General features: G+C 42.2%; 18 protein-coding genes. 5 read left to right on the top strand and 13 right to left on the bottom strand.

Features of this window, described 5'->3' with window-relative positions:
* Window positions 1-8: 8 nt before the first annotated feature.
* The 3 genes from GCWU000321_RS01410 to GCWU000321_RS01420 form a co-directional block, all read right to left on the bottom strand.
* On the bottom strand, window positions 9-2,021 hold the full coding sequence (locus GCWU000321_RS01410) for a phosphoethanolamine transferase (protein WP_040381733.1): 2,013 nt from the start codon (window positions 2,019-2,021) through the stop codon (window positions 9-11).
* Between the two features lie 187 nt (window positions 2,022-2,208).
* A complete protein-coding gene (locus tag GCWU000321_RS01415; protein ID WP_007069282.1) occupies window positions 2,209-3,573 on the bottom strand; it encodes a PFL family protein in 1,365 nt (454 codons plus the stop codon).
* A 9-nt stretch (window positions 3,574-3,582) separates the two neighbouring features.
* Window positions 3,583-3,855, bottom strand: a complete 273-nt coding sequence (locus tag GCWU000321_RS01420; protein WP_007069283.1) for an ACT domain-containing protein — start codon at window positions 3,853-3,855, stop codon at window positions 3,583-3,585.
* A 211-nt stretch (window positions 3,856-4,066) separates the two neighbouring features.
* Between GCWU000321_RS01420 and GCWU000321_RS01425 the strand changes: the two genes are divergently transcribed.
* The 3 genes from GCWU000321_RS01425 (at window position 4,067) to GCWU000321_RS01435 (ending at window position 6,577) form a co-directional block, all read left to right on the top strand.
* The gene (locus GCWU000321_RS01425) at window positions 4,067-4,831 is read left to right on the top strand and encodes an exodeoxyribonuclease III (RefSeq protein WP_007069284.1); all 765 of its coding nucleotides are present in this window, start codon (window positions 4,067-4,069) and stop codon (window positions 4,829-4,831) included.
* 53 nt (window positions 4,832-4,884) lie between these two features.
* Window positions 4,885-5,589, top strand: coding sequence for a response regulator transcription factor (locus GCWU000321_RS01430; RefSeq protein WP_007069285.1), 705 nt, complete (start codon window positions 4,885-4,887; stop codon window positions 5,587-5,589).
* A 67-nt stretch (window positions 5,590-5,656) separates the two neighbouring features.
* Entirely contained in the window at window positions 5,657-6,577 is a 921-nt protein-coding gene (locus tag GCWU000321_RS01435) for an NAD-dependent epimerase/dehydratase family protein (protein ID WP_007069286.1), read from the top strand.
* A 59-nt stretch (window positions 6,578-6,636) separates the two neighbouring features.
* Here GCWU000321_RS01435 and GCWU000321_RS01440 read toward each other — a convergent pair whose 3' ends face one another.
* On the bottom strand, window positions 6,637-7,437 hold the full coding sequence (locus GCWU000321_RS01440) for an HAD family hydrolase (protein ID WP_007069287.1): 801 nt from the start codon (window positions 7,435-7,437) through the stop codon (window positions 6,637-6,639).
* 81 nt (window positions 7,438-7,518) lie between these two features.
* Between GCWU000321_RS01440 and GCWU000321_RS01445 the strand changes: the two genes are divergently transcribed.
* The gene (locus GCWU000321_RS01445; protein ID WP_007069288.1) at window positions 7,519-8,391 is read left to right on the top strand and encodes a DMT family transporter; all 873 of its coding nucleotides are present in this window, start codon (window positions 7,519-7,521) and stop codon (window positions 8,389-8,391) included.
* A gap of 462 nt (window positions 8,392-8,853) precedes the next feature.
* The gene (locus GCWU000321_RS01450) at window positions 8,854-9,795 is read left to right on the top strand and encodes an RluA family pseudouridine synthase (protein WP_007069289.1); all 942 of its coding nucleotides are present in this window, start codon (window positions 8,854-8,856) and stop codon (window positions 9,793-9,795) included.
* A gap of 260 nt (window positions 9,796-10,055) precedes the next feature.
* Here the strand turns inward: GCWU000321_RS01450 and trpA are convergent, their stop codons facing one another.
* The 9 genes from trpA to GCWU000321_RS01505 all read right to left on the bottom strand — a co-directional run bounded on the left by trpA (window position 10,056) and on the right by GCWU000321_RS01505 (window position 20,018).
* Window positions 10,056-10,829 (bottom strand): tryptophan synthase subunit alpha, encoded by a 774-nt coding sequence (gene trpA / locus GCWU000321_RS01455; protein WP_007069291.1) that lies wholly within the window; start codon window positions 10,827-10,829, stop codon window positions 10,056-10,058.
* Between the two features lie 10 nt (window positions 10,830-10,839).
* The gene (trpB, locus tag GCWU000321_RS01460) at window positions 10,840-12,024 is read right to left on the bottom strand and encodes a tryptophan synthase subunit beta (protein WP_040381080.1); all 1,185 of its coding nucleotides are present in this window, start codon (window positions 12,022-12,024) and stop codon (window positions 10,840-10,842) included.
* Between the two features lie 599 nt (window positions 12,025-12,623).
* Window positions 12,624-13,016 (bottom strand): type IV pilin protein, encoded by a 393-nt coding sequence (locus tag GCWU000321_RS01465; protein ID WP_022026793.1) that lies wholly within the window; start codon window positions 13,014-13,016, stop codon window positions 12,624-12,626.
* A 796-nt stretch (window positions 13,017-13,812) separates the two neighbouring features.
* Complete coding sequence (locus GCWU000321_RS01480; RefSeq protein ID WP_040381081.1) at window positions 13,813-15,708, bottom strand: glutamine synthetase; 1,896 nt, start codon at window positions 15,706-15,708, stop codon at window positions 13,813-13,815.
* Window positions 15,709-15,873: 165 nt separating this feature from the next.
* Complete coding sequence (locus GCWU000321_RS01485) at window positions 15,874-16,329, bottom strand: GatB/YqeY domain-containing protein (protein ID WP_007069299.1); 456 nt, start codon at window positions 16,327-16,329, stop codon at window positions 15,874-15,876.
* Between the two features lie 14 nt (window positions 16,330-16,343).
* Window positions 16,344-16,520: a 30S ribosomal protein S21 gene (rpsU, locus tag GCWU000321_RS01490; RefSeq protein ID WP_022026789.1), complete on the bottom strand. Its 177-nt coding sequence runs from the start codon at window positions 16,518-16,520 to the stop codon at window positions 16,344-16,346.
* 100 nt (window positions 16,521-16,620) lie between these two features.
* The gene (locus GCWU000321_RS01495) at window positions 16,621-16,980 is read right to left on the bottom strand and encodes a histidine triad nucleotide-binding protein (protein ID WP_007069301.1); all 360 of its coding nucleotides are present in this window, start codon (window positions 16,978-16,980) and stop codon (window positions 16,621-16,623) included.
* On the bottom strand, window positions 16,973-18,316 hold the full coding sequence (mtaB, locus tag GCWU000321_RS01500; RefSeq protein WP_007069302.1) for a tRNA (N(6)-L-threonylcarbamoyladenosine(37)-C(2))-methylthiotransferase MtaB: 1,344 nt from the start codon (window positions 18,314-18,316) through the stop codon (window positions 16,973-16,975). The genes GCWU000321_RS01495 and mtaB overlap by 8 nt, the downstream gene beginning before the upstream one ends.
* A gap of 574 nt (window positions 18,317-18,890) precedes the next feature.
* Window positions 18,891-20,018, bottom strand: coding sequence for a tyrosine-type recombinase/integrase (locus tag GCWU000321_RS01505; protein WP_007069303.1), 1,128 nt, complete (start codon window positions 20,016-20,018; stop codon window positions 18,891-18,893).
* Window positions 20,019-20,023: the final 5 nt, after the last annotated feature.

Raw genomic sequence — 20,023 nt, forward strand, 5'->3', positions numbered from 1 at the left:
GAAGGCCGCTACTTTTGACTGACGCCTTCATTTCTAATATACGTTACCGGCTGCGTTCGTAAAAATGTCTGATCAAAATTGTTCCAATTAAAATTCATATGTCCCGCTTCTTCTGCCGCCTCCATTCTTTTTCGATTCCACAACCTGTCGATTTCTTCCTTATTTTCTCCTACCTGTTCCCTATCATTCCTAATCATTACGTTTCCATACATCGTCATTAATGTGGTTACATCCTTATCAAAATCAGGTGAAAACAGATTACATGCTGAATCATAATGGACAGCGGTCAATCCCATCATTCCCATCAGCGTATCATACAGCATATCATTGGAAAACGGTACGTTCCTTCGCGCCTCAATCATCGCGGCCGTCTGCGGATTTATCCGATGATAGTCCTCAGACATATAAATCCAAAATGGAATATGAACCATGGTGAAGTTAAATTGATCCGCATTGTGTCCCGGTCGGGCCGTCACCTCTTCACCATGATCAGAGAAATACATAACAGCATCAGCATGCAGGTAATTGGTGGCCTCATTCATGATAGATTCCATCACATAATCATTAAACAGAACTGAATTATCATATTCATCATTCATAACCTCTGCCGTTTCACGTTCTTTAGATGTATCAACCGGCCAATGATAGAACTCTCTGGGATAGCGGTCCCAATAACTGATATGGCTCCCCATCAAATGAATGACGATCAGCTGCCTCCTGTTTGCAGGATCCACTTTTTTTAAATAAGGTATCAGCGCAGTATCGTAATCTTTCGTAATTACATCGGTTCCTATATATTGATTAAGCCAATATTGGTCATCACACTCAGAACCGATAGCACCGATAGGCGTATCCCATATACCGAAACGGGACTGATTAGATATCCATGTAGTTTTAAATCCCGCTTCTCTTGCCAAATCAATAATAGAATAAGCATCAGACAAATTCATTCCGTTATATTGGTTCTTCTCCGTCAGCGCACAAGTGAGAACTTGTACCGTCTGCGTATAGCAGGAATAGACATGATTAAAAAACGTATAGTGAGGATCTAGGTTTGCCTCTGTTTGAAATGGCGTCGTTTCCCTTTTATATCCATATACATGCATATGATCCCGCGTAAGCGATTCTCCTATGACCAGTATATATACTCCATCAGGAGCCGCTTTCAGCTTCGCCAGCACATCCGGATCTGTAATGTGCATATTCCGCCTTGCTTTTAAAATGGATTGATACTCGCCAAAGCTTCTTAAAGTTTGATATGCCTCAGCATATACATGGGCAATACGTGTACTGCTGATAGAAAGTACAGAAAGCCCACAATTCGCAAAGAAGAAGAAAAGCAATACAAACCAGGCCTTTTTGGATACAATTTCTTCCTGATGAAAGCTGTACCTGCTAATAAGGAACACCAATGCCCCCAACAGGATCAGCGCGATAATCCCGCCTGCCAATCCGGCATAGGGAAGATTTACTTCCATGTAAGAAATCGCTTCCGATATATTTGTCTGCGCCATGGCTATCATCATATTCACTGACAAAAGAGCCTTAGTCGTCATATAATACCCGATATAGCTGAATTGGATCAGCACATATAAGAGAATGAAAACCATGCAGATAATCCGGGCAATCATTCTCCACCTATGCGGCAGCAGCCATGCAGCAGTAAGACAGGAAATAAAAAGATAAAGAGGCGTGCTAAATTCCCCCGATAAATCTGCCATATCCAGAGTGACATTAGCTTGTATAGATAAATAAGGCACAATAAGAGAAAGCCCGAATAAAAATGTAATCGTAAGCCACAGTGATACAATCGCTTTTAATAAATGCCGTCTGATGAAGTATGCAGTCACGAATCCTGTTTGCAGAAAAAGCAAAAAAAGTTTAATTAATGAATATGGCTGATATCCGCCGGGCGCACCAAAATGCCAGCTTAAGAAAAATGTGATTCCTACAGGTATGAATGTGGCAAATGCCCACCAGTATATCCAATGTATATTTCCCGACTTATCCATACCCGGCATATGATTTACAGTTCCTCTGGTTCCCATGTATATAAAACCTTTACTCCATATAATGTACTTATTTTATATCTTTGATTATTCTAACACAGCCGTAAAGAAATCATATCCATCTTTCCTCCCTATAAATTTAAAAAGATGGTATCCGCGAAAAGATAACCATCTTTCACTTTTATGTATAAATAAACCTCTAATTTGTTAATGCTCTCAAAGGCGCCGGAATCTTTCCTCCCCGGGCAATAAACTGATCTGCTTTAAACCGATTAATATCAATAACCGGTGCATATCCCATAAGTCCGCCGAAATTAACCATGTCTCCAGGCTTCTTTCCGGGAGCCGGAATCAGTCTTGTCGCCGTCGTTTTGTTATTAATCATGCCGATTGCGGCTTCATCAGCAAGAATCGCCGAAATCGTCGCTGCGGAAGTATCTCCCGGAATTGCTATCATATCCAATCCGACGGAACATACGCAGGTCATGGCTTCCAATTTTTCCAAAGAAAGACTTCCCCGCTGCACCGCTTCAATCATACCGAGGTCTTCGCTGACCGGAATAAATGCTCCCGACAGGCCTCCAACACTAGAAGACGCCATGAGACCACCCTTTTTCACCGAGTCATTCAAAAGTGCAAGTGCCGCGGTCGTCCCCGGTCCGCCGCAACTTTCCAATCCCATTTCTTCCAATACCTGCGCCACACTATCTCCGACAGCTGCCGTTGGTGCCAATGATAAATCAACAATACCGAAAGAAGCGTGAAGACGTTCTGTAGCCGCTTCCGCCACAAGCTGACCTAAACGCGTAATCATGAACGCCGTATTTTTCACCGTTTTTGCTACAACATCAAAAGGTGCGCCTTTTATACTTTCCAAGGCTTTTTTCACAACACCGGGACCGGAAACGCCGACATGGATAGCAACATCCCCCTGCGTCACCCCATGGAATGCGCCTGCCATAAAAGGATTATCTTCCACAGCATTACAAAATTCAACCAGTTTTGTACAGCCATACGCATCTTTATCTTTCGTCAACTCTGCCGTTTCTTTAACAATTTCCCCCATACGTTTTACAGCATCCATATTGATACCCGCTTTAGTTGACCCGATAGCGACAGAACTGCAAATGCTCCGTGTCACGGCTAAAGCCTCGGGAATGGAATCAATCAGCACCTTATCCGCCGATGTCATCCCCCGATCAACTAAAGCGGAAAACCCGCCAAGAATATCTACACCGACTTCATCAGCTGCTCTTTGGAGTGTTTCAGCAATCGAAACGTAGCTGGAACTCCTGATTCCGCCTGCTACCAGTGCAATCGGCGTTACAGAAATCCGCCTGTTTATAATCGGTACGCCGTACTCACGGGATATATCATGGCTTACCTCCGCCAGATCTTCCGCATTACGGCAGATTGTATCATAAATGTTATTACACAAAGTTTTTTCATCAGAAGAAACACATCCGAGCAGCGATATCCCCATCGTTATCGTCCTTACATCCAGTTTATTCTGATCAAACATACGCTCCGTGGACAGGATATCCTCAATATCTAATTCAAGCATGGTCCCTCCTCAAATGCGATGCATAGCATAAAATATGTCTGCAAGCTGTACACGCACATCCACACCCAGTTCTTTACCAAGCATCCCCAATGCATCTTGTACATCTTTAAGAGTTCCCTTTGCCTTTTCCATATCACAAATCAGGATCATATCAAAAATTCCATCCAAAATCGTCTGAGAAATATCCAGTATATTAATATTCTGCAGTGCCAATTCTTTAGTAACGCCCGCAACGATACCGACACTGTCCGCGCCGATAACCGTAACAACAATCTTTTTCATACCCGTTCTCCTTTCCCCTGACAAAAAGTCATAATTTAATACTTAGTCATTATATCATATAACACCGTATCTTTTATCCATTAGCATTTCGTATTCATCTTTTTATCCCCATAAACAGTATCCTTCACTCTTTTCTTCTATAAATAATGAAGAGAACCGTGTATAATAAATAACCAAAGAATAGCTCGTTTATCTTTCAGAAGGAGAACTTATGAAAAGTTTAAAATATATTTCCTGGAATGTTAATGGACTCCGCGCTTGTATGAAAAAAGGCTTTATGCAGTCTTTTAAAGAGTTGGATGCAGATTGCTTCTGTCTGCAGGAAACGAAACTCCAGCCTGACCAGATCGAGCTTGACCTCCCAGGTTATTATCAGTATTGGAACAGTGCAGTAAAAAAAGGATACAGCGGAACCGCATTATTTACTAAAATAAAACCTCTCTCTGTTACCTATGGTATCGGTATGGAGGAGCATGATCAAGAAGGACGGGTCATCACAGCAGATTTTAATGACCACTGCCTGGTAACCTGCTACACACCAAACAGCCAGCGTGGACTGGCACGGCTTACATATAGAATGAAATGGGAAGATGATTTTAAAAAATATCTGCTTGATTTATCTAAAAAAAAGCCGGTCATTCTCTGCGGCGATTTGAATGTGGCCCACGAGGAGATCGACCTTGCCAATCCGGCATCAAATCATATGAACGCAGGTTTTACTGATGACGAACGTAATAAAATGACAGAACTCCTTTCCGATGGATTTACTGACTCTTTTCGCTATTTACATCAGGACAAAAAAGATGCCTACTCCTGGTGGAGCTACTTTGCAAAATCCAGGGAAAGAAATATCGGGTGGAGAATTGATTATTTCCTCGTCTCCGATATATTGCAGCCGCGGATTAAAGCGGCAGAAATCCATTCTTCCATTTTGGGCAGTGACCACTGCCCGGTGGAATTGGATATTGAAATCTAAGATATACCTGCAAGATTCTAATTATTTATACCATTCAGAAAGAAGGAATTTAAATGACGAATGTACTCATCGTGGAAGATGAGCCTGCCATTTCCGACATGGAAAGGGATTTTCTTGAAGGCGCGGGATACAATCCCTTCATTGCAGAAAACAGTGAAGAAGCATTGCACATGATGCGCAGTGAAAAGATAGATGCCGTTATTCTCGATGTCACCCTGCCGGGAGAAGATGGATTTTCCCTTTGCCGCAAACTGAGAGAAATCACAAACGTGCCCATTCTTTTTGCAACAGCCAGAACAGAAGACTCTGATATCGTCCGCGGGCTGGGACTTGGTGCCGATGACTACCTGCTTAAACCGCTGAAAGGAACCATCCTTATTGCCCATTTACGTGCACAGCTTTCTGTCCACATGCGGATTAAAGCGGAACAACTCAATAAATCCATGCCGGAAGAAGGAATTACTATCGGAGACCTCATCATACGCCCCAAAGCTCGGCAAGTCATTCTTAACGATAAAAATGTATTGCTTACAGGCAAAGAATTTGATCTTCTCTATTTCCTTGCCACACATCCCAATGAAGTATTTTCAAAAGAGCAGCTGTTCGAACAGATATGGAGCTTAGATCCCATCGGTGAGCCGGCAACGGTTACAGTCCACATTAACCGGCTCCGTTCCAAATTAAAAAAGGTATCCGGCCGTGCTTATGAACGGATTGAAACTGTTTGGGGCTCCGGCTACCGGTTTCATGGAAATTGATTCTTTTGAATGGGCAATACCATCCGATGAAGAACTTTACACCATTGCATGATACAAGGATAATATTATGAAAATTTTAATTACAGGCGGCGCAGGATTTATCGGCTCCCACTTATCCGATGCGCTCCTCGCTGCCGGGCATGAGATCACAATCATAGATGATCTTTCGAGCGGAACAAAAGATTTTCTTCCCAAAGAAGCGGAATTTCTCAAAATGGATATCCGGGATGAAAAACTGACGGATATCTTTAAAGAAAGACATTTCGACATCATCTATCACGAAGCAGCGCAGACCATGGTTCCCGCTTCTATTGATAATCCCTATCTGGACGCGGATATAAACATCAGCGGTATGCTCCGTGTACTGGAAGCCGCACGCAAAACAGATGTGCAAAAAATTATCTTCTCTTCCTCCGCCGCGGTTTATGGAGATAATCCCGCGCTCCCTCTTACAGAAAATCTGATTCCCGCTCCCAGTTCTTTTTATGGACTTACAAAGTGGATGACGGAAAAATATCTCGCTCTTTACCATAAAATTTACGAACTCTCCTATACCGTCCTCCGTTACAGTAATGTGTACGGCCCCCGGCAAGGTGCTGATGGCGAAGGCGGTGTCATTTATATTTTTGCCAAATCGCTCGCGGAAAACAAACCGATTACCATTTTCGGAGACGGTCGGCAGACCAGGGATTTTATTTCCGTCCATGATGTTATTTCTGCCAACCTGGCAGCTTTACATCAGGCGGACGGCGAAATCATAAATGTCAGCACCGAAACGGAACTGTCACTGAACGATTTGGCTTCAAAAATGATTGCGGCCGCTGGGTGTTCCGAAGACCTTCTCCGTTACGGTCCTCCACGCACAGGCGACATCTATCGCTCTTGCCTCTCTAATCAAAAAGCGAAGACACTGCTACATTGGACTCCTTCAAGAAACATCAAAGATGGTCTTACCGAAACGATTCATTTCTTTCAGGACAGACTCTAAATGATACAAAAAAGCATTTCCCTATGCAGACGCATGAACGGAAATGCTTTTTTAACTTGTTATACGAGATACTCCGCCAAAACTTTAGCTACTCCATCATTCTCGTTAGAGTCACAAATGTTTCCTGCTGCCGAACGGGCATATTCGTCCGCATTTTTTACAGCATAAGAAATTCCCGCCATTTTCAGCATAGATACATCATTTTCTGTATTACCAAAAGCGATGACCTCAGAAAGAGAAATATCCCACATATTGCACAACTTTTGAAGCGCTGTCCCTTTGCTGACTCCTTTTTTATGGACATCCACGAAATCATCTCCCGGGAATACGACTTCTACCTCATCTGAAAAATTCGTCTCTATGACCCTGCGTATCTCTCTGCGGACCGCTTCGGACCCATCCGCAAAAATCAGCCTCGTCGGCTTTTTCTTCGGATGGTAAAATGCATTTCCCAGGTATGCCACAGCCTTGGTTCTGTACTTCTTATACTTTGCTTCCGTTTTATTGGGCTCTGGCAAATAGATCTGGTCATCAAAAAAAGTATGTACCAGCCATCCTTTTTCTCTTGCTGTCAGAAGAATCTTTTCTGCCACGGAAATATCTATCCCATCCTGCCATATCGGTCTCCCGGAACGGCTCATCATGATCCATGCGCCGGTATAACAAATCAAAGGTGTATCAGAAAGTCCCAATTCTTCCGCCTTGGGACGCGCTGCGTCAAACATACGCCCCGTCGCCAGCACGATGTGTATCCCTCTGTGTTCTGCTTTCCGTATAATATCCTTGGAAAAATCGGAAAGCGACATATCATCATGAAGAAGAGTTCCGTCCAGATCAATCGCCGCCATTTTGATTTTCATTCAATTTCTCCTTTATAGGCCATCATCTATTCGTTATAATAGTATGTATCTATTTATAACGAACGGAGTACATCCAGTCACATGAAATATCGGTTACTGCTTCTTTTAGCAGCTCTTATCTGGGGCTTTGCCTTCGTCGCGCAAGTCATAGGCATGGATTCCATCGGCCCCTACGCTTTTAACGGGATCCGTTTCCTTTTAGGTTCCCTGTCTCTGCTTCCTATTATTTATTATTATCCTTCCGGCAGAAATCCGAAAGAAGCTTCCTTTTCCATCTGGGTTGCCATTCTTATGGCGGGTATACTTCTCTGCGGCGGCGCCACTCTTCAGCAGGTCGCCCTTCAATACACCACGGCATCAAAAACAAGTTTCCTTACTGCCACTTACCTGCTCATGGTGCCGGTCATCGGTCTTTTCTTCGGGCAGGTACTGCGCCTGAACCATATCTTCGGTGTCATTCTTGCCATGGCGGGGGTCTACTTTATTTCCATCACGGAAACACTCGATATCGGATATGGAGATTTCTTAGTGCTTCTCTGTGCCATCTGCTACGCAGCCCATATCATTCTCCTCAACTATCTGACGCAGCGTTTCCCGCCTGTCACACTCTCATCCGGACAATTCATGGTCGTAGGTATATGCAATCTTATTCTGGCCTTCTTCTTTGAAACCGTTTCTATTTCAAGCATACTGTCCTCCTGGTGGCCCATTTTATATACAGGCATACTTTCTACCGGTGTCGCATATACCTTACAGGCAGTGGGACAGAAATATCTCCCTGCCACGGAAGCCACCATGCTCCTAAGTCTGGAAATGGTCTTTGGCGGACTCTGCGGCGTGCTCTTTCTGAATGAATCCTTTACCGGAAAGCAGCTCATCGGTATCCTCTGCATGACAGCCGGCGTATTTCTTGCGCAGATACCAAGCCGCACTATACTGCCGCTGAAAAAATGAAATAGCCAACTTACGAAATAATACAAAGGAGCAAAATGATCCTCTACCCTTACGATTAAAGTCATTACAGCGAGTATCCTCAGTCGCACTGCGTGCGCCAGCTCCTTATAAACAAGGAGCCTTGCTGTATCTCATCTTTTCTCATAAAGTATTTAATACGAACCGACATTTAGAAAAGGAGTTCTAACGGTAAGAATAAGGATTGAGTGAGCCTCCTTATCTATAAGGAGGGGGACCACGTCAGTGGTGGAGGATACTGGCTCGAGGGAGTGACACGAAAGGTAAGAATGAAACTCTCTCCTCTGTCAGTCGTCTGCCGGCTTTTATTATCTGTTATTAAGGAGCAGAACGACGCGTAAAAATGGTTCACTTGTCCTTGTGGCTGGTGAGTGATATACCAACAGCACCAAAACAGCACAATTAAAAAATCTCGAAGAATTTTTCTCTATACAGGAGCTTACCATGAAAGAATTTACCATCACCAAAGCAGAAGAAGGACAGACGCTTTTCAAGTACCTTTGCAAACTCCTGCCCCAGGCTCCGGCAAGCCTGTTCCACAAAAGCTTCCGCAAGAAAAATATCACATGGAACGATGAAAAATGCACGGGAAAAGAAATTCTCCGGGAAAAAGACAACATAAAAATATGGTTTTCCGATGAAACATTCCATACATTCTCCGAAAAGAAAAACGCAGATCCCTCACAAAAGAAATCTGCCTTCCCCTTTTCACGACGCATCATCTACGAAGATGAGCATATCCTTATCGTAGACAAACCGGCAGGCATACTGACCCAAAGTGATAACTCCAATGAATTATCCCTGAATGACGCTCTGCTGGACTATTGCCATTACAATAATCATTCCACAGCGAAGCCATCCGTATGCAACCGTCTGGACAGAAATACAAGCGGTATCGTTCTTTGCGGAAAAACTGTCAAAGGTCTGCAAATGCTGAATGAAATCATCAAGAACCGTACCCTTCATAAATATTACCGCTGTATCGTCTTAGGAGAAACAAAAGAACAGGACACCCTGAAAGGCTTCCTCATAAAAAATGAATCAGCGAATCAAGTCACTATCATTACAGAGCAAAAAGACAATGCTGTACCTATAGAAACGAGATACAAAAGAATCTCCACCATGGAAAGAGCGGGGAATATTTGCTCTCTGCTGGAAGTCCGGCTCATCACCGGCCGCCCCCACCAAATCCGCGCCCACCTCACTTCCATAGGCCATCCTATCTTAGGCGACAGAAAATACAGAAATAAAAAGAGCATCGAAATCTCCAAAGCTCTTCACATTCCCCACCAGCTTCTTTGCGCCTGTTCCATCACGTTTCCAAAAATAAAAGGGACATTTGATTATCTGTCGGGGAAAAGATTCTCTTCATTTGTAACATGGTAATTTATAATTGTTACAATATAACAAGGTTGCATCAATATTTTTATATTCTAAAAAATACGGAAAAGCTTTTTCAGGAGCATTTCTACAAAGAATGTTCCTGCCATCAGCATTTCCGTATTTTTGTGTATCCTTTTTCACTGACAATGATTTTATGAGGCCTGTGAAACACCAGATACGCTCTTGGTTGATTAACCTATTAATTCTAAAAATGAAGATATTTCCTGAAGAATATCGCTTCCGATTTCCTTTTCAAAATTCTTTCAGCCTTTTATGGAAATTTTCAGTTTTTCCACATATTCCTGTATAGGCGCTCCCGCTTCTTTCCCGTTTTTGTTTATCATATCCACCACGATGCTTCCTGTGGTAATTCCATCAGCCATTTCTTTCATCCCTTGAAGTTCTTCCGTATGATGACCGTCAAGTCCCACTACGACGGGCGTATCCGTCGTTTTCCGAATAACGGAGATAATATCTGCCAAATTTGTTTTCATATCTGATTTCCGATTTGCCGATTCAATGGAAGACACAATATATATAAATCCAGTCGCGTTTCTCACATTTTGACAGATACGTTCTTCCGATGCCGGTCCGATAATCTGTATGATGTCTATTTCATATGTATCGGCAAAGGGACGTATTTCCATCTGCTCTTCATAGGGCAGATCGGGAATGGCTACACCATCCAGTCCGATGTCCTTTGCTTCTTCAAAGAATTTTTTTACACCATAGTTAAATATAGGATTGTAATAGGTCAAGAATACCAAAGGCGTTTCTGACTGTTTTCGAAATGCTTTTACAATTTCTATCACCTGAGGCAAATGGACTTTATTTTTCAATGCCTGTACATCGGCTTCCATAATGACGGCGCCATCAGCAACCGGATCCGAAAAAGGCACTCCAATTTCAATCAGATCGGCTCCGGCTGTTTCCAGATCTCCCATATATCTTAATGTATCTTCTGCTGACGGTACGCCGGCCGTCAGAAATCCAATTAGTGCTTTTCCGTCTTTAAACGCTTCCTTGATACGGCTCATGATTTCCTCCTCATTCTTTCAGATCCTGTCCGCGATAACGGGCAATGGCTGCTACATCTTTATCGCCTCGTCCGGACAAAGTAATCAGTATGATTTCGTTTTTCCCCATATTCTTAGCGTATTTCACGGCTCCTGCCACTGCATGGGCACTTTCGATCGCGCAAATAATGCCCTCCGTCTTAGCCAGATATTCAAAGGCCTGCACAGCTTCTTCATCTGTAACCGCCATATATTGTGCTCTGCCAATCTTATGAAAATACGCATGTTCAGGGCTGACTCCGGGATAATCCAATCCTGCCGAAATAGAATATACTTCTTCAATATTTCCGTCACTATCCTGACAGAAAAGGGATTTCATACCATGAAATACACCGATACGTCCCTTCGCAATTGTTGCCGCATGGTACGGCGTATCAATCCCTTCCCCTCCGGCTTCACATCCGATGAGCTGTACATCGGTATCATCTTTATAGGGATAAAAGGTGCCGATAGAATTACTGCCTCCGCCCACACAGGCAAATACGGCATCCGGAAGGCGACCTTCTTTTTCCAATATTTGTTCTTTTGATTCTTCTCCGATACAGCACTGAAAGTCTCTGACCATTTCCGGAAACGGAGCAGGTCCCACAGCAGAACCTATCAGGTAATGCGTATCATCACAACGGGCGCTCCAATTCTGCAAGGCCGCATTGACAGCATCTTTCAGAACTCTGGACCCGGTTTTCACCGCGTTGACTTTTGCTCCTAAAAGGCGCATACGGTACACATTCAGCGCCTGCCGCTCCGTATCTATTTCTCCCATGAATATTTCGCATTCCATCCCCAGAAGCGCCGCGACAGTAGCCGCAGCCACACCATGCTGCCCGGCCCCCGTTTCTGCAATGAGCTGTGTTTTTCCCATTCGTTTTGCAAGCAGTGCCTGCCCGATGCAGTTATTGATTTTATGAGCGCCTGTATGGTTTAAGTCTTCTCTTTTCAAATAAATTTTCGGCCCGCCCAGATCCGCTCTCATCCGTTTCGCCTCATACAGCATGGAGGGACGGCCTGTGTAATTCGCATACAAATCTTTCAGTTCCGCCTTAAATGCCGGATCATTTTTATACTTTTCATAAGCTTCCGCCACATGATTGATTTCACTCATCAAGATTTCCGGAATATACTGTCCACCGAATTCTCCAAATCTCGTATTCATCATTTTTTCTCCGTTTTTCACGTCATCAGATTTCTTATATTTCCAGTTCAGTTTCCATCACCATCCGCCATCGCCTTCGTGTATCCACAGCCAGACCTCTTTTCCAAATAAAAACGTCCTCAGCAATTACTGCCAAGGACGGATATACCGCGGTGCCACCTTGTTTCAAGCCTAAGCCTGCTCTTAGCGAAGTACCAACATACTTCCGGCAACTTACGTATGCCTTACGTCATAAGCTAATCGTTTTCACTTTCACCATGCCCTCCGTGATCCATTTAACAGCCTGCGTTCTGCCGGCTTCTCAATATCCCGGCTCCCTGTAAGTGCACTTACTGTTTTTATCTCCACATCAACGGTTTATTCAATGCTATTAAATTGTAAATTATCATAAAACTTTCCTCCCAATCTGTCAAGCCGCTTATTTTCAAATGTATGTCTTCCCTTTTACAGGCTTATCATAATTCCACATTCAGCAAGTACCTTCATATCCATCAATACTGCCTTTTCGCCTCCATTTTATCATCTTATTTTTCTTTTAAATTACAAAAAGCGCCCACATTCAGCAAGCGCTTTTCATCAGTCATTGAAATACTCTACTGATACTAACCCTTTTTCGTATTTTTCCCAAAAGACGAATAGGTTGTCCCCTTAAATACATAAGTGACTTCCCCGGTGGCGGCATTCAAAGAATAAGCTTCCCCATCAATCGGCGGTTTCGGTTCGCTCTTAAGAAAACCGTCCTTGCCTGTCGCATTCACCAAGTCACCAATCGCCGCAGGATAGCTTCCATGTTTTGCATAGTGCACCTCTACCGCCGAACCGAGCGTCGATAAATCCGCCTGGATACGCGCTATTTTCGCCTCATCAGTCAAACCGATAAAATTAGGCACTGCTACCGCTGCTAAGACCCCGATAATCGCTACCACCATGAGAAGTTCAATAAGCATAAATCCCTTACGTTTCTTCCCGACCGTTTTCTGCACTGCATTCTTCATTCCATGAATACCTCCCATCTAAAAAAACTGATAAATAACAAACGGCACTTTACCGTTTATAACCCCTTATGACAATAAAAAACGCCTACTGTAAGTAAGCAGACAACAAATCTATATGCCTGAAAAACACAAGCTCCCTTCCCGATTCCGTTTCTTCTTCACTGGACCGGGCTTCCATCAGACAGTTAGCAGAAACACCAAAAACATTTATATTATTATTATTTATGTCAAAGCATCTACTATACTTGAAAATCTCACCGTAAACATCTTTCTTTTGCTTTATATGCCTAAGAAAAAACTCCTTGTCCATAGAAAGTTCCCGTTTACCTTTCTCCCATCCGACTTCGAATCATCTTATTGATAGCACCGCATGAACAAGTATTCAGAGAATTAGATAACTTCCCTATATATAAAACAAATAATAAATTTCTGCCTTTAGGTTAGCATAAAGGCACTTGATAATGCAAATTATTTCTACATTCAGATAAAGGTACGTCATACCGGCATAAAAAATATTTATCATTTCCCCGAATGATTTGGCTTCAAATGTCAGAAAAGCCTGAATTCTGCGTTTTATTTCATTTTTCCAGCTGCTATTCATTTCAGTATACATATTTTGATCATTGTCATTCCGTAAGAATCCCTTTAAATTTTTAGATAACGGAAATATCAGAAAACCGCTATTCTCGCCACGCTTGAAAAAATCCGGCCTCTGTAAAAGAAAAAAACCGTAAAACAAGGATTATCTCCTTTTTACGGTTCAGTTCCTTTGGACAAAAACAAATTCATTCCGGTATCAATCGATGATATTCAAAGCATATATACGATATTCTTCACCAAGTGCTTCCGCCTTGCGGACCATTTCCCGCTGCAGATTGGAAGCCATATCATAGTCCTTTCGCTTCAATGCCTCCTTCAGTTTGGTACAGATGCATTTTTTATGCCTGCCATCCTTGATAAGCTCAATACGCTTGGCACTGATGCTATCCCAACGTTCTTCATCAAGTTCATCTTCATGAATAAGTTTCTTATAACGCTTTACAGCTGCTTCCGTGTCCGGAATCAAACGATCAATCAACTCATTTTCCCACCGATATACAATACCGGCCACAAAAGAATCTACGATAGCGTCAGAAATACCATCCCCCTGCGTCAAGACAGCCACTTTATCAGGGTTTTCTTTCATAATTTTTACATTTTCCCATACCGTGGCAGGCGGTTTCCCGAATACTGCATCCCGCTCTTCCTGCGTATAATCTTCGAACACATTCTTCTCGCAGCGGTACTCTCTTTCTTTCTGCAGATAATCGGCATCTTCTCCGGCAGTTTTAGAAAGCTCCTTTAAAAGTTCATCAGGTGTCTTTCCGCAATTTACCGCATATTTCACACCATCCAATGCTGTCAGGTACAGGCAGGAAACAGCCAGATAGGTATTTGTAAAGGGATTTGGCGCACGAAGTTCAAATCGGGTCGCCTTTGGATTCCCCAAATCACGAATTAAACCGATCAGGATGCTTCTATTCCGAGAGGGCTGCTCCGGTTTATGCCCAAGAGATGTCACAATACAAACCGGTGCTTCAAATCCGGGTTTAAGCCGGTTAAACGCGTCCGTCGTAGATGAAATAAATGGATTGGTCGCTTCATAATTATTCAAGACGCCCATGATAAATCCATATCCAATGGTAGAAAGATATTCTTTTTTCAAATCTTCCGGTGCAAGGAGATTCAAAACTTTTCCATTCTTAAGGCGGGCGGCAAATCCCACGTGGGTATGTTCACCATTTCCTGCAACCCCGATAATCGGTTTTGCCTTAAAAGATACATCAAGACCGTTTCTGCGAAATACTTCACGGATTATAATACGGGCAGTCAATTCATTATCTGCTGCCTGCAACGGATTGGTAGAAAAGAGCCAATCCAATTCCAGCTGTTCACAGACATCAAAAATATGGCCGCCGTCATCCACTTTTGATTTAATGCCGCCGACCTCTTTATGTCCCATTTCCACATGCATGCCCCTGGCATCCAGTTCCTCAATAGCCTGTTCCATCGCAGTACGGACATTTCCACGCATTCTTTGCCAATACTGTTCTTTCAAGCGTTGAGAAATGGATAAATGCTGCACTGTTTCCTTTTCACTCGGCGTCTTTACCCAAAATTCCAATTCGGTACCCGTTGTAAAAACAATATCCTGAATTTCACCTGTCGGAAAATTCTCCATCCCCTTTATGGTTTTTCCCGCAATGAGTTTTTTTAATTCTTCCGCCACATAATCACAAGACCGTTTCAAAATAGAACGGGAATCAATAAATTTGTCATTGTGTATAAGAAAACTGGGAATACGCAGCGTTCCCACCGGCAGTCCCGTCGCATCGTCCACATTTTCGTCATTATAATCTACATACCAGTTAACTGTGCTGTCTGCAACAAAATCAACTCTGGCATCATTCAAGGTGGCTATATTCATAAATACAACAGAAGAGCCGTCCGTCTGCACGGCTTTTCCCGCAAAGAAATCATCATAGTCTTTCATAAATATTTCAATCGGAATTTTCTCATCTGTATCATTGCCTGCAAGATCGATTCCGATGAGCGATACAAATCTGATTTCAGGATGCTGTGCCAGTAAAGAAAGAACACCCTCTTTCCCATACTGTCCTGCCGGAATCCAATACAGCAAATCTTTGTTCATTTTAAAACCTCCTATAAGTTTTTTTAGAACGGCTGTATCCTTTACAACCAAGTTCCACCAAACGAAAATGACCCACTCCCGAAGGAATGAGTCATCTTTGACGTAATATTAACTTGTGAATTAAGAATACATCAAGCATCTTATACTTGTCAAGCAATAAAAGAGTCAGCCGAGTACGTCCCGGACAAGACGGTTAACCACTTTTCCATCTGCTTTCCCTTTTAGTTTCGCCATGACTGCTTTCATCGCCGTACCAAGATTTTTTCGTTCCGGATCCAAAGCAGAAATCACATCAATAACAACTGCACGAACGGCATCTTCTGTCATTTCTGGCGGAAGATATTTTTCAAGCACAGCAATTTCCTTTTGGGTTTCCTCAACCAGGTCATCTCTGCCGGAATCCTTAATTTCAGCAAGCGTTTCTTTCCGCTGCTTCACTTCCTTCCGGAGGACTGCAAGAACCTGATCATCATCAAAATCCGCGTGTCCATCGTCAATTTCTGCTTGACGAATATGCGCCCGTGCCATACGGATAACGCCTAATGCCAAACGGCCTTCTTCTTTTGCTTTCATGGCAGTCTTCATGTCTGCCATCAGCTGTTCCTTAATTGACAACTCCATCACCTTACTGCCTATTACTTAAACTTACGTTTTCTTGCGGCCTCAGATTTCAGTTTACGTTTTACGCTGGGCTTTTCATAATGTTCACGTTTTCTCACTTCAGAAAGAACCCCGGCTTTTTGGCAGGAACGTTTAAATCTGCGAAGAGCACTATCCAAAGACTCGCCCTTTTGAACTTTAATTTCAGACATCCATATCCCTCCCTCCAAATAGACTGATGGGGTGCTATTGCACGCTATTAAATTATAATTTATTGTCATCTAACTGTCAATGAATATTTATTGAATGAAATCATTGTTTCTCTTCAGGGAATGGCGGCCATCCCATTTCTTTTCCGCCTATAATATGTGCGTGGAAATGAAATACTGACTGCCCTGCTTTCTCTCCTGTATTTACCACCAGACGGAATCCGTCTTCTCCAAGTCCTTCATCTTCCGCTATTTTTTTTACGATCAGGAAAAAATCAGAAAAATCATGATTGATTTCCGATGTCATCCCGAGAATATTTTTTACATGAACTTTAGGAACCAACAAAATATGGACAGGTGCACATGGCTCGATATCCTTAAAGGCAAACCAATGCTCGTCTTCATAAATTTTTATACTCGGAATCTCCCCGCTGATAATTTTACAAAACAAACAGTTATTCATTTTCTTCCTCCTTTTGTACCATACCGATCATTCCATTGTCCGTCATCGAATCAATCCATACAGAATACACTTTGCCTTTTTCGACATCTTTATCTTTGATGAACACACGAATATATTCATCAGATACCCCCTCAAAAAATCCCTCTTTTTCTTCTTCCACTAAGACACGGACCATTTTATGAAAAAACTGGTTCCTATAAGCTCCGGCCAGCTCTTTTCCCAGTGCTTGCACACGGGCTGCCCTTTCCTTTTTGATTTCCGGCTTTACCTGATTCGGATAAGCGGCAGCCGGTGTTCCTTTCCTTGGGGAATAAGGAAATACATGAATCGCCGAAAATTGTAATTCCTGAAGGGTATCCAGCGTCTCTCTGAAATTCTCTTCCGTTTCACCGGGAAATCCTACAATAAGATCCGTTGTCAAAGCTAATCCGGGAATTTCTTTTCTCAGATTCCGGATAAGTTCTTTATACTCAGCAAGCCGATAATGGCGGTTCATTCTTTTAAGAATATCATCAGATCCCGCCTGTATGGGCAAGTGGAGATGGGGGCATACTTTTGGTTCTTCCCTTATAATACGGATCAGTTCATCAGACAATTCCACCGATTCGATAGATCCTAGCCGGATTCGGAGTAAATCAGGGATTCTTACTAATTCTGTCACAAGTGTCGACAATGAAGTTCCATCATGAAGATCTTTTCCATAATTCCCCAAATGAATTCCGGTAAGCACGACTTCCCGATAACCCTTTTCTACTAATCTTCTGATTTCTTCTACCGCATCTGACTGGCGGCGGGACTTCAGTTTCCCCCGCGCAAAGGGAATAATACAAAACGTACAATAATTATCACAGCCTTCCTGTATTTTTATAAAAGCCCGTGTCTTGACTTCCCCTTCCGCATCAACAGAAAGGTTTTCAAAATCAGTAACAGCCATAATATCACCGACTGCATTAAGTGTCTTCTTTTCGGCAGCGGCTTCTTCTACATATTCCACAATATGGGATCTATTCTGGATTCCCACAATGACATCAACATCACCCATTTGTACAAAAACATCGGGCGCCAACTGCGCATAACACCCTGCTGCCGCAATAACAGCCCCGGGGTGCTCACGTCGGATACGCCGTACCATTTGTCGGGACTTCCGGTCACCAATACTCGTTACGGAGCAAGTATTGATGACATACACATCAGCGTTTTCATTTTCTTTTGCCACCTTATATCCGTTTCTGATAAACAGACTTCGCATGGCATCACTGTCATACTGGTTAACCTTACAGCCAAGAGTGATAAAAGATACTTTTTTCCCGTTTGATTCTATAATTTCTTTTTCCATTTTTTTATTATACCATGAGTATCACAGGAAACAGACTGCGCGGAATTGTTTCCACGTAAAAACTGCCTCGGCATTACCGAAGCAACAATAAAAACAAGATTTATATTCTTTTATATGTGTTTATCAAAATCCTTGAAGGGATAGATTTTATCGGACGTGATAATGCGATTATGTGTTATCACGTTTTATATTATTCCGCGCAAAAACATTGAATTATTTTCAAAATCAGGGTCAAATTTGGGGTCAAGATTGGGGTCAAATATCATAAATTTTTCCAGTTTTACAATCATTCAATTCTTGCCACATCTTATCTATCACTTTGCCCGCATTAAGTCTGTTACATAGTAAAACAATCCCCGTTTTTGCTCTGGGGAGCATTTCTCACATTAGGTAACTTTCTTTTGATAAATTATCCATGGATGAAATTTCATCATCTAAAAAACGCTCGTTAGGCTCTATTTTTCTTGATGTCTAAATAATTGTCAGGGGCTTGGCGACCGTTGCACTCTTGTTTCGGTTATTAGAAGTACCTGTGAAAGCAAAACGAAAAAGACTACTAAGCAGTAGTCTTTCATTACATCATTATTATTTTTACATCTTCCATGGATTCTTGTTTCTGTTCATCGTATATATGTCCGTATAAATCGGCGGTCATCGAATAACTGGCATGTCCCATTATCTCTTTTAATACGTTTAAAGGCATACCCTTTTTCACAGCCATACTTGCAAAAGTGCTTCTAAATGCATGTGCCGTAAAAGGTTTTATTTCTATTTCTTCTATCCTTTTTAGTATTCTTTTTATGGAATTATTTATGGTCTTTGCATATACGATTCCCTGCATTTCTGCGTTAAATACCGTATCATTCAGTTTTATTATCCTTTCGGCTGTCCACATGCTAATAAAATTTCTTTGTTTTGATAAAATGTTTCTTATCTCCGCATTTAAAGGAATATCACGCTTCGACTTTTGGGTTTTTGGCGTAGTGCCTATTATACTTTTGCCATTCTGATTAACTGTTACGGTTTTAGTAATATGTATAACATTGTTTTTATAATCAATATCACTCCAATATAACGCCCCTAATTCTCCCGCTCTCATTCCTGTTGCAAGCAATAAACATATTGCATTGTAATTCCAATCCGTTTGAGCATACTTTAAAAATAATTTCAATTCTTCCTCTGTTAGCGCTCTATGTATAGTCTCTCTGGCCACTCTTTCATTACTTTTCTTTTTGATTTTGGGTAAATATTCAGCTGCATTTACAGTTGTAATCCCATCTATCACCGCCGATTCTAATAATTGTTTGATAATATTTATGGCTTTTTTAGTGGTGGACGTAGTATATTGTTGCCCTAACTTTGATTGAAAACTTACTAATTCCCGCCGCTCTAAATCTTGGATCTTGCGTGTTCCCATAATTTGGGCTATTTGATTCTTATAAATTATTTTATACAAGCGGACGGTGGTTGCCTTTACTTCCTGCTCTTTCTGTATAATCCACTCGTTAAAGTATTGGTTCACTGTAACATTTTGATTCTTTACATATCGATGTTCGGCTATTTCTTTCCGGCGGATAAGTTCTTTTTCTATACACTCCTTGCAGGAATGCCCAAAAACAGAATATCGTTTCCTATCTATCGTAAATCGTTTTTCATATCGTCCGTCTTTACGCAAATGCATGCCAACATATCGCTTGGACATAGTCC

This window comes from Dialister invisus DSM 15470 (assembly GCF_000160055.1).
Taxonomy (GTDB): Bacteria; Bacillota; Negativicutes; order Veillonellales; family Dialisteraceae; genus Dialister; species Dialister invisus.

What these genes read in the sequence shown, in the direction of transcription:
- GCWU000321_RS01410 (WP_040381733.1), bottom strand. Translation starts at nt 2,021, where the DNA reads ATGCCGGGTATGGATAAGTCGGGAAATATACATTGGATATACTGGTGG.
- GCWU000321_RS01415 (WP_007069282.1), bottom strand. Translation starts at nt 3,573, where the DNA reads ATGCTTGAATTAGATATTGAGGATATCCTGTCCACGGAGCGTATGTTT.
- GCWU000321_RS01420 (WP_007069283.1), bottom strand. Translation starts at nt 3,855, where the DNA reads ATGAAAAAGATTGTTGTTACGGTTATCGGCGCGGACAGTGTCGGTATC.
- GCWU000321_RS01425 (WP_007069284.1), top strand. Translation starts at nt 4,067, where the DNA reads ATGAAAAGTTTAAAATATATTTCCTGGAATGTTAATGGACTCCGCGCT.
- GCWU000321_RS01430 (WP_007069285.1), top strand. Translation starts at nt 4,885, where the DNA reads ATGACGAATGTACTCATCGTGGAAGATGAGCCTGCCATTTCCGACATG.
- GCWU000321_RS01435 (WP_007069286.1), top strand. Translation starts at nt 5,657, where the DNA reads ATGAAAATTTTAATTACAGGCGGCGCAGGATTTATCGGCTCCCACTTA.
- GCWU000321_RS01440 (WP_007069287.1), bottom strand. Translation starts at nt 7,437, where the DNA reads ATGAAAATCAAAATGGCGGCGATTGATCTGGACGGAACTCTTCTTCAT.
- GCWU000321_RS01445 (WP_007069288.1), top strand. Translation starts at nt 7,519, where the DNA reads ATGAAATATCGGTTACTGCTTCTTTTAGCAGCTCTTATCTGGGGCTTT.
- GCWU000321_RS01450 (WP_007069289.1), top strand. Translation starts at nt 8,854, where the DNA reads ATGAAAGAATTTACCATCACCAAAGCAGAAGAAGGACAGACGCTTTTC.
- trpA (WP_007069291.1), bottom strand. Translation starts at nt 10,829, where the DNA reads ATGAGCCGTATCAAGGAAGCGTTTAAAGACGGAAAAGCACTAATTGGA.
- trpB (WP_040381080.1), bottom strand. Translation starts at nt 12,024, where the DNA reads ATGATGAATACGAGATTTGGAGAATTCGGTGGACAGTATATTCCGGAA.
- GCWU000321_RS01465 (WP_022026793.1), bottom strand. Translation starts at nt 13,016, where the DNA reads ATGAAGAATGCAGTGCAGAAAACGGTCGGGAAGAAACGTAAGGGATTT.
- GCWU000321_RS01480 (WP_040381081.1), bottom strand. Translation starts at nt 15,708, where the DNA reads ATGAACAAAGATTTGCTGTATTGGATTCCGGCAGGACAGTATGGGAAA.
- GCWU000321_RS01485 (WP_007069299.1), bottom strand. Translation starts at nt 16,329, where the DNA reads ATGGAGTTGTCAATTAAGGAACAGCTGATGGCAGACATGAAGACTGCC.
- rpsU (WP_022026789.1), bottom strand. Translation starts at nt 16,520, where the DNA reads ATGTCTGAAATTAAAGTTCAAAAGGGCGAGTCTTTGGATAGTGCTCTT.
- GCWU000321_RS01495 (WP_007069301.1), bottom strand. Translation starts at nt 16,980, where the DNA reads ATGAATAACTGTTTGTTTTGTAAAATTATCAGCGGGGAGATTCCGAGT.
- mtaB (WP_007069302.1), bottom strand. Translation starts at nt 18,316, where the DNA reads ATGGAAAAAGAAATTATAGAATCAAACGGGAAAAAAGTATCTTTTATC.
- GCWU000321_RS01505 (WP_007069303.1), bottom strand. Translation starts at nt 20,018, where the DNA reads ATGTCCAAGCGATATGTTGGCATGCATTTGCGTAAAGACGGACGATAT.